This window comes from uncultured Slackia sp., from assembly GCF_934630525.1.
Classification (GTDB): Bacteria; Actinomycetota; Coriobacteriia; order Coriobacteriales; family Eggerthellaceae; genus Slackia.
On sequence record NZ_CAKTVX010000002.1, the window covers coordinates 46,821 to 64,067 of the forward strand.

The following is a 17,247-nucleotide window of genomic DNA, read 5'->3' on the forward strand; positions in this document are numbered from 1 at the left end:
CCTACGCTTTCTTCACTTCGATGAGCGTGTCGTTAAAGGGAATGGGCGCACCAGTGGGCAAATATTCGTCGCGCTCATTGACGTGGTCATTCGTCACATTTTGAGTGTTGCCCTCTTCGATAAATTTGCTCCAACCTGCCTCAAACGTGCGAGACGACCCCGGACGCACTGCGTTATTTGCGCGCGCAACGCATTTGAACGACCCACGATCATTGAATGCCTCGATCAAGTCGCCGTCGGCAATGCCCCTCGATTCCATATCTCTCGGATTAAGCTCGAGCACCGGCTTGACAAACTGTTGAAGCCATGCGGCGGCCTTGAAGTGCGAGTGATTCGAGAAACGCGTGCGCGTCTGTGTAAACTGCAGCGGATACTTCTCGGCGAGCGGATTGCCTGCATACGCCTCGTTGTTCTCTTCCCAGTTCGGCCAGCCCTGGCCGACTTCGGCTTGTGACTGGTAATACACTTCCATGCGCTCGGTCGGCGTCTTAAATTTCAGATCCGTGTAACCGCGACGAGGCTCATCAGTATTGGCCATCTTGATGCTGCCGTGATTTTTAATCAGGGCATCGAGCGTAATGCCTTGGTCGGCCAAATCTTTCGAGTTCTCGATTTGATAGCGTACAAGCTCCTCGGCGTCCTTAGGCAAGTAATCTCCCAAGCCAACCGATTCGGCAATCAGGCGCATCACGTCGAAGTCGGGCTTGCTGTCGAACAGCGGGTCAATGCATTTCGTCTGCAGGTTCACGTGGTTATAATCGCTGCGGACGATGGAATGCTCGACCGTATCCTCGAATTTGCTGCATACCGGCAAAACTATGTCAGCGTACTTCACGGTATCTTCGTAGTACATTCCGATATGCACAATGAAATCAAGCGAATCAATCCATTCGCGAGTCTTGTTCATGTTCGCCCAATACTGCTGGAAGGTATTGCCAAGCGAGATAATCACATGCACATCGTTTTCGCGAGTGGGGAAGCGATCGGCGCGAACATCGAGCTCGGCGGGCTTAAACTGCTCGGGAAGCTTCCATTCGCCAAGCGCCACGCCATAGCCCGCACCACCGATGGTATGGCCAATGCCACTGCCTGGTTTGCCAATATTTCCCGTGAGAGCCGTGAGCACCATGCCGGCATGGCCAATAATGTCTGGATTGGAATACTTGTCCGACCCACCCTGGCCAAATACCAAATAAGCAGGACCATTCGTCGCGTACTTGCGAGCGACTTCCTCAATCGTGGCTGCATCGATTCCGGTAACGCCTGCGGCCCATTCGGTGGTGTACTGCGCCTGATTCTTTTTCAAATTCGAAAAAGCGGTCGTTGCCTGCACTCCATCAAGATCGAATTCACCTTCAAGCGCAGCAGTCAAAATCGCAGACGAATACGGAACGGCTTTGCCAGCCGTCGCATCCCATACCATGAAATCGCCCGGATCAACCGGATCACCGGTCTCTTCGTCAATGCCCCACTCTTTGCCCTCGCGCAGCATCTCGCCAGTTTCAGCATTCATCAAAAATGGCAGAGAAGTATGCTCGAGCACGAATTTTTCGTCGTACAACTTATTCTCAAGGATATACGTCGTCATACCCAAGTAAAACGCCGCATCGCATCCAGGTTGAATGGGAATCCACTGGTCAGCTTTGCTCGCCGTGGTAGAAAAATGAGGATCGAGTACGATAATCTCGCACCCTGCTTCTTTGGCGTCCATGAAGGTATTCGCCTGCATCATTGAAGTTTCCAGCAGGTTTGTACCAGCGATAACCAAGGTCTTCGTATTCACCCAATCGCGCGATTCAGCCGTACCACCGCCGAAAACGTCGCCGCCAATGGCGGGCGCCTCGCCATTGCCCGTTCCGCGATCAATACCCGGCTCAACGCCAGTCGCGCAGCCCAAGAGCGCTGGCAGGAAGGAAAAACGCGGTTCATTAGAGGCGGACATGTATACGGAAGACTTACCGTACTTATTCCACGCTTTATTCAGCTCCTCGCCAATCGTAGCAAGAGCCTCATCCCACGTAATCGCCTCGAACTCATTGCTTCCACGCTCGCCAACACGACGCATAGGCGTCTGAAGGCGCTCGTCGGAATACACGTGTTGAATCTCAGAGATGCCCTTCATGCATACATGGCGATAATATTCGTCAACTGTATCATTGGGCTGGATCATAGCCAAACGACCATCGCGAACCGTGCACTTCAATGAGCAGCGGCCCGTGCACATGAACTGGTGCAACGTATAGACGGTTTTCTCTTCGGCGGCTTCGGGCGCCGTCGAACCGAGCCATCCAGAACAACCGGTCATCGAACCGGCGGCAGCCAGGCCCATAGCCGATACGGCACCAGCTTTGAGAAAGCCTCTGCGGGTTAGGTCGAATTTCGAACCTTGTGCTCCCGTCATGTTTCCTCCTCGAATTAATCCCGAAAGCGCCACCCTAGGCACATACTCCGCATGTTTGCAACCAAAACGAAATTGGACCTAGGATTGCGCTCCCCCCTTGCATGAATCAAAAAAGGCAGGCCAACCTAATGCCCAATATAATACTCTTTTATTGAACTAGTTCAATAGTTCAATAGTTATTTTATTTGAGGATAGCTACATTATTTCGAGGTCGCCACGTCAACAAAACCATCAGCCAGGCTGCTCGGCGCAATGAGCACACCTTTGCCATCGCGAGCGCTTTCGTAGGATAGATTCATCGCACGAAGTTGCATGGCGCCAGGCTCCTGGTTATAGGTGCGCGCCGCATCAACATACATTTCCGAAATGTCCCGTTCAACATCGGCAAGCAGTATGCGAGCGTCTCGCTCCCGCTCAGCCTGAGCCTCGCGTGCAAGCGAATCTTGCAGCTCATTCGGAATCTTAATATTGCGAATCTCAACCGAAATAACGCTAATGCCCCATTCCTCGCATTTCTCGGCCATGAATTCTTGCAACTCGTGATCGAGCTGGCGACGACGCAGCGACAGATCTGCCAGACTCACCTGACCTATAGCGTCGCGAATGGCAGTTTGCGCAGCTCTGCGCACAGCTTGGGGGAAATTCGCAACCTCGAGGCAGGCTTTTTCCGAGTCAAATACAGCCCAAAACAGAATCGCATCAACATCGACGCTCACCAAATCACTCGTAAGCGCCTGCTCCGCATAGAACGCCGTCGTAATGACTCGTTGATCTATGCGCATGGCAACTGAGTCAACAAAAGGAATCACCACATAAATACCAGGCTGCGCAATTCTCCGAAAACGGCCAAAGCGCAGAAGGGCCACATGCTCCCATTGGGTCGCTACGCGAAACGTCGATGAAAGCGCAAAGCCGGCTATGGCCGATGCAAGCACGGTGTATGGCGACAAGACGGGCAGCGTAAGTGCGAAAACAACGCAGAAGCCGAGAGCAAACATAAGAATCGCAAAACCATAGACGCCAGCACGCGACGCATCTTTCTCGGAGACGATATTATCCGGAGATTCATGAGAAGCGCTCGTAAACGCCTGTTCAGACGCGGCGCTATCATTTACGCAATGATTCTTTCCAAGCTTCATACGAACATTCCTCCTGCGCGATTCGCAACCGCCGCCGCAGCGTCGGACTCAGAAAGACCGAGCTCTTTCGCCTGCTCTAGAAAAGTATCGACGAGCAAATCGATCGCAGCTTTCGCATCGGCAGCTTCAAATCCTTCAGAATTGACCTCCGCCACAAACGTTCCCTTGCCGCGCCGCGTTATGACGTACCCGTCTTTTTCGATGTCGCGATAAACCTTGCTAACCGTGTTGTAATTTACGCTAAGGAACGAGGACAAATCGCGCACAGTGGGCAATTTGGAACCGGGTGCCACAGTTCCCGACACGACCAAATACACCAAACGATTTCGTAACTGCATCCAAATGGGAACACCGCTATTCTCATCGAGCGTAATGAGGTTTTTATCTACCATGGTTGGCGAAAATGCCGTATTTGTTTTCACTGCGGGATTCATAACCCACCCCGATCGAATCTTCGCTTACAACGCGAGCATAATTGCATATTGAACTATTACATTATGACACAACAAAACATGGAGCAGAATAAAGAGCCACGCCGATGATACAAAATCGAAGGCACGCACCGCCTACGAGCACCGAGCACCCATCCACCAATCGAAGAGCGGGCGCAAAACCATGTCGCTCGAAACATGCAAGCACAAGAGGGACGACGATGCCACATAGCACAAGGCCAACCCAAAAAACGTCCGCCCATTCTCCAAACAGCAGCATGGAGCACGACTGACGCGAAGCTTCACTATACAGCCAACGCCCAATCAGCAAGGCAACGAGCGAAACCGCCTCAATTACGCACAGAACCACCCCCACCCAACGCAGGCAAGAAAAGCCCCGAGCACTTCCCTGGATACAGAAAGCCACGGCGGAAAGAAAGCCGCACCCACAGCTCAAAGCTGAAAAAACGAACAACGCCACAAGCAGCGGAGTATTCCAAAAGTCAACGGAATTCATAGAAGCGAGCAGAACACCCGTATAGCACATGAGCCCCACGGCGATTACAGAACCAATGACTTCAAGAAGACGAAAGCAACGGCAGCGAACTCGCAAGAGCAGCAACGCGACAACCATTAAAAAAACGACAAGGGCAAGGGCGATAAGCCACGCGCCAATCGAAACAAGCGAACGAACCGGATTCGAGAACGCAAAGCCAATCGCGGCGGGATTTCCTAAATCGAGGAACAACATGAGCGCAGCAATGCCCAACAGCACTGGCGCACCACAAAAGCCCACGCGGGATGCAAGCGAAACCAAGCGCATGTCCGCGAAAGAGTTCCCCCGAAAATCAAGAGTCGCGGCAATCACGAACGACCCAGCCGCAGTTCCAGCAAAAAACAAATACCACACTGCAAAATCGCTGAACATAGGTTCACCTCGGCAAAGAGTAAAGATGCGACACCCCCTGTCGCATCTCGAATTCTACCCTATCCCTTATGCGCATACACGCTGCCGATAAGGCCGAGCAACGCGAAGTTCACCATCATGAACGACGATCCGTAGCTCATGAACGGCAACGGAATGCCCGTAATGGGCATAAGCCCAATGTCCATGCCGATGTTCTCGAGAATCTGGAAGAGCCACATGCCCACAATGCCCATCACGATGAGCGTTCCGAACAAATCGCTCGACTCACGCGCAATGCGAATCGCCACCAGAATGAGCGTCAAATACAGCGCAAGAAGCACGAGAGCGCCCAAAAAGCCAAACTGCTCGGCAAGCACGCAGAAAATGAAGTCGGTCGCCGATTCCGGAACGAAGCCCAAGCTCGACTGCGAGCCATTGAGCAGGCCCTTTCCGAAGAACCCGCCCGAGCCAATAGCGATCATGGCCTGGTTGAGGTTAAAGCCCGTGCCCGTCACGTCGGCGCTCGGATCCAAGAACACGAGCAAGCGGTTGCGCTGGTATTGCTTGAGCAGCACATAATCGCCCGTCGCGTTCTTCAGCACCTCGTCAACCGCGAACACCGCGACGATCAGCCCCACGAACACGCCAAGCAGCACGATTAAATACTTCCAGCGCGCGCCGCCCATAATGAGCGTCACGGCGCCAATCACCAAGTACACCAAGCCCGTGCCCAAGTCGGGCTGCGTCATAATGCACAAAAACGGAATCGCGATATACGCGAGCGCCCTGATGAACTCGCGTGGGTCATCAAGCCTGCCGCCGAACTTCGACATAACGGCCGCATCGAGCAGAATCACCGTGATTTTCGCGAACTCGCCCGGCTGCAGCTGAATACCAACCTTGATCCAGCTTTGCGCGCCTTTGCTCTCAACGCCAATGACGGGCAAATGCGGCGACAAAATGAGCACCACGTTCACAATAAGCAAAAGCGTCGTATAGTTCGCCAAGCGCCGATAATCGAAGAAATAGAACGCGAGCATTGCGACAACGCCCATTGCAACGCCCATGAGCTGGCGCGAGAACGAATAATTCTCGTTCGTTTGAATCGCCGACCATACCACAAGCAGGCCATAGCCCAGAAGCGCTGCAACCACGAGTACCAAAGGAACGGGCACGGCGTCAATAGCGCGTTTCGGACGGCCCGATCCGCCCAACGGCGACGCGCTGACATACTGCCCTTCCGGCGTGCGCACGCGGTCAATTTCGTTGAAGCCAGCCATTTAATCCACCCGTCCAGCGCCCGTTCCGGCGTACTCGATAATCTCGGTCACTTCTTCGATAACGGCGGGGTCGCCCGAAATCGCGCCGTCGCCAAGCTTGATGCAGCCATCCATGACGGCAGCGGCAATAGGCGCCGCAGCATCGGCGCCCGCGCCGCCTTCGGTAATGACGCACGTCACAACATACTTCGGGTTGTCGTAAGGCGCATACATCGCAAACCACGCGTAACCATCGTGGTCGGCCCATTCGCCCGTGCCCGTTTTGCAAGCGCATTGGTAATCGTATTGCTTGAGCATGGCGGGCAGGCCGCCATCTTCTTCGGCAACGCCGCGAAGCGCATCGCGCATGATTTCGAGATGCGTTTTCTCGACATCGGGCATCGTGCCCTTCTTCGGCTCGCGCGAAACCACCGTCTCACCCGAAGAATTGCGCACTTCCTTCAGCAGATTCGGCACGGGAAGCGTTCCGGTGGCGATGCCCGCGTAGCCCACGGCCATCTGCAGAGGCGTCACGAGCACGTTGCCCTGGCCAATCACCATGTTGGTCATATCACCCGGCTGCCACTGACCTTCCTCGGGCGCATTGCGGAAGTATTCCTTCTTCCATTCGGGCGTCGGAATAACGCCCTGCGCCTCGTCGGGAAGCTCGATGCCCGTCTTCGAGCCTAAGCCGAATTCCTTGATGTAGTTCTGCATGGCGTCATCGCCGATTTTGGAGCTCGCGTCATAGAAGTTCTTCGCGATTTCGTAGAACACAACGTCGCACGACACCACAATGCCGTGTCGAAGGTCAATCGCGCCATGGCCCGTAGTAAGCCAGCATTTCTGGGCATACGCCTCGCCGAAGCCCGTCCATGTGCCCGAGCAATTCCACGAAGTCGAAGAAGTAGCGAAGCCGTAATTGAGCGCTGCGAGGCCTGTGAACGCTTTGAACGTCGATGCGGCCGGGTACTGGCCCGCGATGCAGCGGTTCATAAGGGGTGCATACGAGCTGCCCGAATCGTTATAGCGGTCCCAATTCTCCTGCGAGACGCCCCCGACGAAATTCGTGGGGTCGAACGTGGGGAAATTGGCCATGCAAATCACATTGCCGGTGTCGACTTCCATGGCGACGACCGCGCCCGCCGTGCCCGTGCCACCGCCGATAACGCCGTTCGGCGCGATAAGCTCTTTGAGCTTCTGCTCGGCGATCGATTGCACGCGCGCAGAAATCGTGAGATACACGTCGTTGCCCTGGCTGGCAGGCGTTTCGCTTTTCACCTCATGCACCACGCCATCGGCATCGGTCACGACCACGCGTTCGCCGTGCGCGCCAGAAAGGTAACCGTCGTATACCGATTCGACGCCAGATTGGCCGACCTCGTCGCCGCTTTCGTAATCGGTGCCTGCGGGCGGGTTGTTCAAAACGCTATCGGAAACCGTGCCCACGTAGCCAAGCACCTGGCTCGCCAGGGCCTTGTACGGGTATACGCGATGCGTGCGCTCCTGCACATCGACGCCAGGGAATGCATCGGGATGCTCGGCGATGAACGCCACGTCGCGGCTTCGAGGCGACGACGACACCTCGCGCTGCGCCTGGGCACCTCCCGACGTATCTTTGATGCGCTGGCGCACAACGGCATAGGGCAAGCCAAGCAAGGCGGACAGGCGCAAAAGCGTCGTGCGATCGTCAGCAACATCGGCATCGGCCAGCACGGCGGGACGCGTTTTGTTGTCGACCATCACGATGCCCTGCGTATCGAAAATACGACCGCGCGCGGCAGGCGTCTTAATGGTTGTGTACTGATTCTCGTTGGCGGCTTCCACATACTGCTCGCTCGAGAGCACCTGCATGCTCCACAACTTCGCCGTAAGGCTGCCAAACACGGCCGCAATGAGCACGCCAATTGCCATGAAGCGCGATTTCAATCGCTCGCGCACACCGCCGGTCGCAGCACCCATGGGAGAGCTCGTGCCCACCGAAGACGAGCTCGTGCGGGTCTGGAATGGCGTGGCCGAGCCGATCGACGTCACCGATTTCGGCACGGAGCTGCCCGGTTTGATGTTCCGAGCCCTGAAGAAAACGAAAAGCGCCACGCCTGCAACGACAATAACGACAAGCGCGGCCATGATAGCGTAAACCATGCAATACCCTTAGCGAAGACGAACGGTCGAGGAAGTTGGCGCCTTATGAGAAGGCGCTGCCGCCGCAAACATGTGCGTCGTGATGGGCAGCACGATAAGGGCCATCGCGCAATCGTAGAGCGCACAAGGGAGCGCGCGCTGGCCGAGCGCTTCGATAATCGACACATCAACCGACGAAATATAAAAACCTGCATAGAGCACTTCCACCAGAAGAAAACACCCCATGGAAATAGCAAGCGAAGCGCCCAGCGTATCGTTGCCGAAGAAGCCCGCCGCCCGGCTCGTAAGGAAAGCGGTAAGCGTATAGAGCCCGGCGCACAAGCCAACCGTCGACGTTCCCACAAGGTCCATGGCAAGGCCGGCGAAAAATGCCATCACGAGCACCGAATCGCGTCGCAGAAGCATGGCGGCGATGCCCACGTAGACCAGCACGAAATCGGGCATGGACCCCAGGATGACCAGATTGGGCGCCAGCACGATTTGCAGCACGACAGCGACTACGGCACCTACCACAAGCAGCACCGACTCACGCATGTCTACGCACCGCCTTCAGAGGAATCGTTATCGGAAGAGGCGCTCTTGGAAGACGAGGCATCGCTCGTGCCCGAAAGGTCGCCCTCAGACCCCATGTTCACAACGACTGTGAGCTCCTCCAGCGGATCGGCAGAGCTGAACGGCTCCACCACGATGGTTCGATCCGACGTGCCCGCCGCGTTAATGACGTTCACGACCGTACCGAGCGCCACACCGCGGAAATACGAGCCGCCGAGGCCCGAGGTAATGACGGTATCGCCCACATTCACCTCGGTCGAGGTATCGAGGTCTTCCAAATACAGAAGGCCCGCGATGGAGCCGCGCACCACGCCTTCGGCGCGATTCGACTGCAGCACGACCGAAACGCCCGATTGCGGGTCGGAAATCAAACGAACGCGGCACGTAAGCGGCGAAACCTCGATAACTTGGCCCACCAAACCGCTGCCGCCAATAACGGGAAGGCCGCACTCGACGCCGGAAGCGGAGCCCACATTAAGCGTAACCACGCGATTCCAGGCATCGGTCCCTTTACCGATTACGCGACCCGTGACGCCCGAAAAATCGTATTTATCGGACAGGTCGAGCAAACCCTGCAGTCGCTGAGCCTCGCCGCGGTATTCCTCGAGCTCGGCGAGCTGGGCTTTGAGCTGCGCGTTCTCGTCGCGAAGCTGCGTGTATGAGGAATCGGAAGCCGTGGTGTTTTGAATTGCATCGCTCGCGGCGTCTTCGGCATAGGCAACGCCCACACCCACGAACTGCAAAGGCGCTGCAACCATGCCCGCCCCCGCCTGCACGCTGTGCACAGGGCCGGAAGACGTTTCGTTGGAATAGACGCCCGACAGCACAGCGGAAACAATAAGCAGCACAACAAGAAGCGCAGCGCCGCCGATCGTCTTCGATGAGTCATTGAGCATTTGTTGTTTTCGGGCCATAGGTGTCTAAAGCTCGCTTCCTTCTATAAAACGATGCGCCGAGCCTGTTGCAGCCCGGCGCAAAGTGAATCCTATTTCTTGCGCCGCCGTGCGCGGACGCCAATTATTTCGAGCGCATCAGCGTTTGCTTGAGCGCCGTCGGAGTCTCAAGAACCTTCAGGCAGCCCATGGCAACGTTCGTAAGCGCCGTTTCGCTCGTCCAAACGGGAATCTCGAGACGCGACGTGAGGTAGCGATCGAGACCAGAGAGCAAGCCGCCGCCGCCCGTGAGCAAAATGCCATTCGAAATGATATCGCTCGCAAGGTCGGGGTTGGTCTTCTTGAACGTTTCTTTAATGTGCACAACCATTTCTTCAATGGGAGGCTGAAGCGCAGCGCGAACGTCTTCCGACTGAATGGTAACCTCGCGAGGCTGTTCGGTAACGACGTCCTGGCCAGAAATGATCATGTCTTTCTCGCGGCCGTCTTCGAAGGGAAGAATAGAGCCGATTTTGATCTTGATGATTTCGGCCGTGCGCTCGCCCACCTTGATGCCGAGCAAATCGCGCAGATACATGGCGATTGCTTCGTCCATCTTGTTGCCCGCCAAGCGAAGCGAAGAAGACGTCACAATGCCGCCGAGGGAAATAACGGCGACTTCGGTGGTACCGCCACCGATATCGACCACCATGGAGCCGGTAGGTTCGGTCACGGGCAAGTCGGCGCCCATAGCGGCAGCCATGGGTTCCTCGATGAGGTACGCCTGACGAGCGCCCGACTGAATGGCGGCCTCGAACACGGCGCGCTTCTCGACCGAAGTGGCGCCGCATGGAATGCAGATAACGATGCGCGGCTTCGCCTGCCACGGATAGCGGCGCTCAATGGCCTTGTTGATAAAGGCCGAAAGCATAGCCTCGGTCACGTCGTAATCGGCGATAACGCCATCGCGCAGCGGATGCTCCGCCGAAAATGCGTCGGGCGTGTGGTTGATCATTTGCTTGGCTTCATGGCCCACGGCGAGCACGCGATGCGTGCTGCGCTCAATGGCAACGACGCTGGGCTCGTTGAGCACGACGCCCTCGCCGGTTATAGCAACAAGCGTGTTCGCCGTGCCCAGGTCGATTGCCAAATCGACCGAGGAAGCACCGCCGAAACCGCCGGTAAACTTGCTGAAGAAGTCCATAAACGACATAGAGAGTGTCCTTTTCCGCTTCGTTTTCTCTACGTGTGATAAGCGCGTCGACAATATCGAACATCGCGAATATACCAGCTCGGTATTCTATCACGCGAATGAGCGGCGCTCGCGACGGTAGAAAGATGCACATAATTCGATAATGCAGAGCACCCATTACTACCCCCACCGGAGCGCACGGCAAACAAAGCGAATGCGCCCCGAGATGTCAGCGGCATCCCAGAGCGCTAGCAAAACCATGGCGTGCTTACAAACGAATCGCCCAGGAATTCGTCGCGTCAATGGCCTGTGCGACGCGCTCGATAACCTCAGGCGAAGGCTCGCTTTCAACATTGAGGAACACGAGCACCTCGTGGCAATCGGCGCGCTTGCCAATGGCCATGGTCGAGATATTGATGCCCTCTTCGCCCAGAATGGTGCCCATGCGGCCCACCTGGCCAGGCTCGTCGGCGTACGTGAAAATCAAGGCGTGGTCGCCCGGCACCACGTCGAGTCGATAGCCCAGAATCGAAACGACATGGGTCTCTCGATGCGCGCCCGGCACGGTTGCGGAAATCTCCAAGCCATCGGCCTCCATGCTCACAATGGAGTCGTAGCCGCGCGAATCGCTCGCCTGTTGGGCCTCCATTTTAATGCCGTGGCGACGCGCCGAAGCATCGGCATTTTCGGTCGACACGCTCGCCTGGCCTTCACGCGACAGCATGCCCGAAAGCGTCGCCGCCGAAAGCACCTGCATATCGCCCGCGCATGAACCCGAAGCAACAATAGAGAGTGCCTTGGGAACTTCGCGCGCGAGCTGCGTGAGCACGCTTCCGCACATCTGGCATGCAGGAATATAGGCGGCAGCGGCTTCATCGACCTCTTTGGAAACCATGTTCACGACCGTCGGCACCACGAGGCCCTCAAGGCCGTTGGCGACGTAGCGGGCAATGTTCACGCCGGCGCGCATTTGCGCCTCGAGCGTGTTGGCGCCCAAATGGGGAGTGAGCACGGCGCGGTCGAACTCGGCGAGCGGCGTTTCCGCGGAGGGCTCGGCCTCGAGCATGTCGATGCCACACGCGAAAACGCGGCCGGCCGCCATGAAATCGGAAAGGGCTTTTTCGTCAATGACGCCGCCGCGTGCTGTGTTCACGATGACAACGCCATCTTTCATCTGGGCAAACTGTTCGGCAGCGAACATGTGGTACGTGCCGTCGGTACGGGGAACGTGCACGGTGATGAAATCGGCGATGGGAAGCACTTCATCCATAGAATCGAACAGCGCGACGCCGAGCTGGCTTGCGCGAGCCGCCGAGCAATACGGGTCGAAGCCCACAACACGCATGCCGAACGCATGGGCACGCTCGGCAACGAGACCGCCAATACGCCCGAGGCCGAAAATGGCAAGCGTCTTTTCATAGAGCTCGTGGCCCATGAAGTGATCGCGGCTGAAGTTGCCCGCATGCATCGCGGCATCGGCGGCGGGAATTTCGCGAGCCGCCGAAAGCATGAGCGCCATAGTGTGCTCGGCCGCCGAAACGATATTGCTCGTAGGAACGTTGCATACGGGAATGCCGTGCTCGCTTGCGGCATCGACATCGATGTTGTCGCACGTCACACCGGCGCGGCCGATAATCTTGCAATTCGTCGCGGCCTCGATCACCTCGCGCGTGACCTGGGTGGCGGAGCGAACGATAAGGGCGTCATAGGCGCCGACGCACTCGAGCAGCTCGCTCGGGGACAGGCCGAAGCGCTCATCGACCTCGTAGCCCTTCCCCTTCAAGATGTCGATGCCCTCGTCGACGATTTTATCGGTCACCAGAATCTTCATTGCGATTCGCCTTTCACCGCGATCACGCCCGCACTGCGCGGGTGCGCATTTCGTTATAAGAGATTCGTCGATTATACCCACGCTTCGTTTCGAATCGGGAAACCTTCGGCAAGCGAGCATAGAGCATCTCGCGGGCGGCAAATTGACGATTCGTGAACAACGATCGCGTTCGCTTGCGCCACACCACGGCATTTTGCTAAGGTTGCCCGTCGCAATGTTTCAAGATTACGCCAGCATATATCGGCACGTGCGCCGCATCGAATCCTTCCTCGCTGAAGAAGGGGCGCCCACGCATGCCCCAGTGGCGCCCTCGCTTTCCTCAATGTTGATCTGAGGCTTTTCCCAAATCCCATAGATGCACCGCTTCCGCATAACGCGGCTGTCGCATCGCGCTTATTTTCATCGCCTCTCAGAGCGTTATGCCCTTTTGCGCTCAAACCCCAAACGAAGGAGAACCTTTGACATCCAATCAAGCTTCTGGAAAAACAACCGCACGGCAAATCCGCATCGTGGGAGTCGTGGTGTTCGGCGCGTTTTTGGCGCTGCTGAACCAAACCGTCATGTCGCCCGCGCTGCCCGCGATTATGGCCGACTTCGGCATCGACGCCTCAACCGCGCAATGGATTATGTCGATTTACCCGCTCGTGAGCGGCATCATGGTGCCTGTTTCGGCATTTCTGATCGATAGGTTCTCGACCCGCGCGCTCTTCTTCGCCGCCACGGCAACATTCGCCGCAGGAACCGCGCTTTGTGCAGCAGCGCCTACGTTTTTCCTGCTCATTTGCGGTCGCGTGCTGCAAGCGGCCGCCTCGGGCGTGCTTTTGCCACTTGTTTCCGTCGTCCCGATGCTCGTCTTCCCCGTTGAAAAGCGCGGCACGGCCATGGGCGTTGCGGGCATCGTGATGTCGGCCGGCCCCGCCGTTGGCCCCGTGCTTGGCGGCGCGATTATCGACGCCTACGGCTGGCGCGTAACGCTCGGCTGCATTGTGCCGCTCGCCCTTGTCGTACTGCTCTGCGGCGTATTTTTACTCGAAAACGTCGGCGAAGCAAAGCGCCCCAAGCTCGATGTCGCATCAATCGCGCTTTCCACCATCGCATTCGGCGGCCTGCTCTACGGATTCTCGAGCGCCTCGACGCTTGGCTGGACGAGCATCGCAGTGCTCGGCACTATTATTGCGGGCATCGTATGCCTTATCGCATTCGTCAAACGCCAACTTACGCTCGAGGAGCCGCTGCTCGATTTGCGTTGCCTGAAATCGAGCGACTTCGCCGTTGCCGCCATCGTGGTGACGCTCATCAACGCGGCGTGCCTCGTCACCAACACCCTGCTCCCCATTCTGCTCCAAACGGCCATGGGAGCATCGGCTCTCGAAACGGGCATCGTCATGCTGCCCGCGGCTGCAGCAGGCATTCTCATCAGCCCTATCTCGGGCATCGTATTCGACAAGTTCGGCCCGCGCGCGATTTCCGTGGGAGGCCTCGTGCTTATGACCGCAGCGCTCTTCGCCCTGTCACGCATGAACGCGGATTCGTCGATCGTCCTTGTAGCCGTGCTTTGCGCGGCTCAGGCCGCGGGCCAATCGCTCGCGAACATGCCCGTGAACACATGGGGCATCAATGCGCTTTCCAATGACAAAATCGCCCATGGCAACGCCATCGCCAACACCGGTCGCCAAGTTGCCGGCGGCTTGGGCACGGCACTTGTCGTGACCCTTATGACGAGCGTCACCGCGAGCTCCCTGGGGCAAGGCATGGCAACCGAAGCCGCAACGGCAGCAGGAACGAGCGCCGCCTATATGGCGTGCGCAGCAATTGGCCTGGTCGCGCTTGTCTTCGGCGTGTTGAAGATTCGCAACCCCAAACGTCAGGAAAACGTGCATGTTCTCGAAAAGAACGGCGTCAAGGTAAGCGAATAGCCGCGAAGGCGCTTCGCCAGGCGGCTGAAAAAATCTCAAGAAAGGCGTCTGGCGCCGGTACCGACGCCAGATGAGCTGCCAAGAAGCCTTACCCGCCAGAAGCGTTTTCGCTCCGCTGGAAAAGACCCTTTTACAACGAAACGCCCAGGTGCAACGAGCGCCTGGGCGTTAACTTTTATGATGCTTTCATTGGTGTTTCTAATCGTGAGGTACCTGTTCCACGAAACGACATGCGTCAGAACACGGTCTCACAATCCTGGAAACCGAGAGGCGAGTTCCGCCTTAGACCACGGCGTTTGGCTTGCGCGCTGTAAGCACGCGCGGACGCCCGGCCAAGTCATCGACAATGCGAACGTTAGTAAAACCGCAGCTCTCGGCAAAAGCCGCCGCCGCACCAAGGCAGGTCTCATGGAGCTCCACGGCAAAGCCGCCGCCAGCTGCAAGGGCGCGAATCGCCCACGTCGCCAAGGGCCTATACAAGTCAAGGCCATCGGCGCCACCGTCGAGCGCGAGCTCGGGCTCGTGCTCGGTTACCTCAGTCGGCATGCCGTCGAGCACCTGCGTGGGAATATAGGGCGGGTTGCTCACAACGAGCGAGAGCTTGCCCATGAAGCGCTCCCCCACCGGCGCGCCCAAATCGCCCTGAAGCACGGCGACGCGCTTTCCCAGGCCTAAAGCCGCCACGTTCTCTTTCGCAAGCGCGATTGCCTCGGGGGCAATATCGCAGGCCAGCACACGCGTTTTCGGATTTTCGAAAGCGATTGAGCACGCAATGCAGCCCGAGCCCGTGCAAATATCGGCGACATACAGCACGTCGTCGCACAAGGTATCGACCCCTTCGCGAGATGCCTCAATTGCGGCATCTGCGACGCGTTCGACCTCGCCTTCAACGCCCATGGCCCCATCTTGGCCCGGCAGCGCTCCATCGTCCACACCCGACGCTTCAAGGTCCGCTTTCGCCGCGGCTTCCGCCTGTAGCTCCTCGAATTCATCCACCGTAAGAGTCGAATCCAAGGCACGGCGACGTTCGGGGGCGGGCAAAAGAGCCAACGCCTCGCTCACGAGCACTTCCGTTTCAGGACGCGGAATGAGCACGCCTTCGCGCACCTTCACGGCGATATGACGAAATGCCACCTCGCCTGTGATGTACTGAAGCGGCTCGCCCGCGCCCCTGCGCGCTACCCAGTCGCGCAACGTAGCGCGCTCGTCAGGGGAAAGGGGGCGTTCGAAGTTGACATATAGCTCGACGCGACGCATATGGCACGCCTCGCACAAAAGCCACTCGGCCGAAAGGCGCGGGTTTTCGTCGCCCTTGCGCTGAAGGTAGCCGCGGCACCAATCGAGCGCCGCCTGAATAGTCCACACCTCGTCGGACATCTTTCTCCCCTCTCCCCTCGCAATAAAGCAGCAGGGTCCAATACCATAAAGAAGGACGAGCCCCACCGTGCGTCATAAGGCACGCCTGGAACGTTGTGCCGTTGACGTATGGTGGAGCTCGTCCGGCGGGATGTAATAAACCCTTACTCGGTGGCTTGTTCGAGCTTCCTTGCGCGATCGGCAGCCTGAAGCGCCGTGATCACGTCACCCAAGTCGCTGCCCATGAGCACGCCCTGGTAGGTACCGTTGTAGCCGATGCGGTGATCGGTCACGCGGTCTTGAGGAGCGTTGTACGTGCGAATCTTCTCGGAACGGTCGCCCGAACCAATCTGCGCCAGGCGCTCAGCGCCCTCGGCCGCCTGCTGCTCAGCAAGCATCTTCTCGTAGAGGCGCGCACGCAGAACAGCCATTGCGGCAATCTTGTTCTGCAACTGCGACTTCTGGTCCTGAGACTGAACCACAAGGCCGCTGGGAAGGTGCGTGATGCGCACAGCGGAGTCGGTCGTGTTAACGCACTGACCACCCGGGCCGCCTGCGCGATACACATCGATGCGCAGATCGTTCTCATTGATGTCGACCTCGACCTCGTCGGCTTCAGGAAGCACGGCGACCGTAGCGGTCGACGTATGAATGCGGCCCTGGCTTTCCGTCTTCGGAACGCGCTGCACACGGTGCACGCCGCTCTCGAATTTCATGACGGAATAAACCTTGTCGCCCTTCACCTTGAACTGGATTTCCTTATAGCCGCCAGCATCGGAGGGGCTCACATCCATGGTTTCGGTCTTCCAGCGCTGCGAGTCGCAGAAGCGCAGGTACATCTTGTACAAATCGCCCGCGAAAATGGCGGCCTCGTCGCCACCGGCGGCAGCACGAATCTCGACGATGATGTCTTTCTCATCGGCGGGGTCGCTCGGAATGAGCATGTACTTAATTTCCTCTTCAAGCGAAGGAAGCTGCGCTTCAGCGGAAGCAATAGTTTCCTGGGCAAGCTCGCGCATGTCGGGATCGTCGAGCATTTCCTTCGCATCGTCGATGTCGTCGCACGCCTGAAGGTATTCGCGAGCCTTGGCCACAAGCGGGCCCTGGTTGGAATATTCCTTGGTGAGCTTGGTGTATTCAGCGTGGTTGTTCAGAATCGCCGGGTCGGAAAGCTTGTTCTGGAGCTCCTCGTAGCCAGCGATGATCTTCTCGAGCCTGTCTCGCATGGTTCATCCAATCGGTTGAT

13 protein-coding genes are annotated in these 17,247 nt (G+C 57.5%); 1 reads left to right on the forward strand and 12 read right to left on the reverse strand.

Annotation, left to right across the window (positions count from 1 at the left end):
- Nucleotide 1 precedes the first annotated feature (1 nt).
- From Q0D41_RS02240 to serA, 10 genes are all read right to left on the reverse strand, one after another.
- Entirely contained in the window at nt 2-2,401 is a 2,400-nt protein-coding gene (locus Q0D41_RS02240) for a molybdopterin-dependent oxidoreductase (protein ID WP_294374607.1), read from the reverse strand.
- Nucleotides 2,402-2,601: 200 nt separating this feature from the next.
- On the reverse strand, nt 2,602-3,540 hold the full coding sequence (locus Q0D41_RS02245; protein ID WP_294374609.1) for a slipin family protein: 939 nt from the start codon (nt 3,538-3,540) through the stop codon (nt 2,602-2,604).
- The gene (locus Q0D41_RS02250) at nt 3,537-3,974 is read right to left on the reverse strand and encodes a GntR family transcriptional regulator (protein WP_294374611.1); all 438 of its coding nucleotides are present in this window, start codon (nt 3,972-3,974) and stop codon (nt 3,537-3,539) included. Before Q0D41_RS02250 ends, Q0D41_RS02245 begins: the two co-directional genes overlap by 4 nt.
- A gap of 61 nt (nt 3,975-4,035) precedes the next feature.
- Nucleotides 4,036-4,899 (reverse strand): NrfD/PsrC family molybdoenzyme membrane anchor subunit, encoded by an 864-nt coding sequence (gene nrfD / locus Q0D41_RS10030; protein ID WP_367113799.1) that lies wholly within the window; start codon nt 4,897-4,899, stop codon nt 4,036-4,038.
- Between the two features lie 59 nt (nt 4,900-4,958).
- Entirely contained in the window at nt 4,959-6,158 is a 1,200-nt protein-coding gene (rodA, locus tag Q0D41_RS02255; protein ID WP_294374614.1) for a rod shape-determining protein RodA, read from the reverse strand.
- Complete coding sequence (gene mrdA / locus Q0D41_RS02260) at nt 6,159-8,282, reverse strand: penicillin-binding protein 2 (RefSeq protein ID WP_294374615.1); 2,124 nt, start codon at nt 8,280-8,282, stop codon at nt 6,159-6,161. It abuts the gene before it with no gap.
- Between the two features lie 9 nt (nt 8,283-8,291).
- Entirely contained in the window at nt 8,292-8,816 is a 525-nt protein-coding gene (gene mreD / locus Q0D41_RS02265; RefSeq protein WP_294374617.1) for a rod shape-determining protein MreD, read from the reverse strand.
- A 2-nt stretch (nt 8,817-8,818) separates the two neighbouring features.
- A complete protein-coding gene (gene mreC, locus Q0D41_RS02270; RefSeq protein WP_294374618.1) occupies nt 8,819-9,748 on the reverse strand; it encodes a rod shape-determining protein MreC in 930 nt (309 codons plus the stop codon).
- A gap of 103 nt (nt 9,749-9,851) precedes the next feature.
- The gene (locus Q0D41_RS02275; RefSeq protein WP_114615806.1) at nt 9,852-10,919 is read right to left on the reverse strand and encodes a rod shape-determining protein; all 1,068 of its coding nucleotides are present in this window, start codon (nt 10,917-10,919) and stop codon (nt 9,852-9,854) included.
- Nucleotides 10,920-11,166: 247 nt separating this feature from the next.
- Complete coding sequence (gene serA / locus Q0D41_RS02280; RefSeq protein ID WP_294374620.1) at nt 11,167-12,729, reverse strand: phosphoglycerate dehydrogenase; 1,563 nt, start codon at nt 12,727-12,729, stop codon at nt 11,167-11,169.
- Between the two features lie 458 nt (nt 12,730-13,187).
- Here serA and Q0D41_RS02285 point away from each other — a divergent pair, with 458 nt between their 5' ends.
- On the forward strand, nt 13,188-14,645 hold the full coding sequence (locus Q0D41_RS02285) for a DHA2 family efflux MFS transporter permease subunit (RefSeq protein ID WP_294374621.1): 1,458 nt from the start codon (nt 13,188-13,190) through the stop codon (nt 14,643-14,645).
- Between the two features lie 282 nt (nt 14,646-14,927).
- On the opposite strand, the gene Q0D41_RS02290 is transcribed toward Q0D41_RS02285, so the two are convergent.
- Together Q0D41_RS02290 and prfA are read right to left on the reverse strand one after the other, a co-directional pair.
- Nucleotides 14,928-16,022, reverse strand: a complete 1,095-nt coding sequence (locus Q0D41_RS02290) for a HemK/PrmC family methyltransferase (protein ID WP_294374624.1) — start codon at nt 16,020-16,022, stop codon at nt 14,928-14,930.
- Between the two features lie 143 nt (nt 16,023-16,165).
- Complete coding sequence (gene prfA, locus Q0D41_RS02295) at nt 16,166-17,227, reverse strand: peptide chain release factor 1 (protein ID WP_114615809.1); 1,062 nt, start codon at nt 17,225-17,227, stop codon at nt 16,166-16,168.
- Nucleotides 17,228-17,247: the final 20 nt, after the last annotated feature.

Coding starts and splice junctions, on each gene's coding strand:
- mreD (WP_294374617.1), bottom strand. CDS start 8,816: ATGCGTGAGTCGGTGCTGCTTGTGGTAGGTGCCGTAGTCGCTGTCGTG.
- nrfD (WP_367113799.1), bottom strand. CDS start 4,899: ATGTTCAGCGATTTTGCAGTGTGGTATTTGTTTTTTGCTGGAACTGCG.
- mrdA (WP_294374615.1), bottom strand. CDS start 8,282: ATGGTTTACGCTATCATGGCCGCGCTTGTCGTTATTGTCGTTGCAGGC.
- Q0D41_RS02245 (WP_294374609.1), bottom strand. CDS start 3,540: ATGAAGCTTGGAAAGAATCATTGCGTAAATGATAGCGCCGCGTCTGAA.
- rodA (WP_294374614.1), bottom strand. CDS start 6,158: ATGGCTGGCTTCAACGAAATTGACCGCGTGCGCACGCCGGAAGGGCAG.
- Q0D41_RS02275 (WP_114615806.1), bottom strand. CDS start 10,919: ATGTCGTTTATGGACTTCTTCAGCAAGTTTACCGGCGGTTTCGGCGGT.
- prfA (WP_114615809.1), bottom strand. CDS start 17,227: ATGCGAGACAGGCTCGAGAAGATCATCGCTGGCTACGAGGAGCTCCAG.
- mreC (WP_294374618.1), bottom strand. CDS start 9,748: ATGGCCCGAAAACAACAAATGCTCAATGACTCATCGAAGACGATCGGC.
- Q0D41_RS02290 (WP_294374624.1), bottom strand. CDS start 16,022: ATGTCCGACGAGGTGTGGACTATTCAGGCGGCGCTCGATTGGTGCCGC.
- Q0D41_RS02240 (WP_294374607.1), bottom strand. CDS start 2,401: ATGACGGGAGCACAAGGTTCGAAATTCGACCTAACCCGCAGAGGCTTT.
- serA (WP_294374620.1), bottom strand. CDS start 12,729: ATGAAGATTCTGGTGACCGATAAAATCGTCGACGAGGGCATCGACATC.
- Q0D41_RS02250 (WP_294374611.1), bottom strand. CDS start 3,974: ATGAATCCCGCAGTGAAAACAAATACGGCATTTTCGCCAACCATGGTA.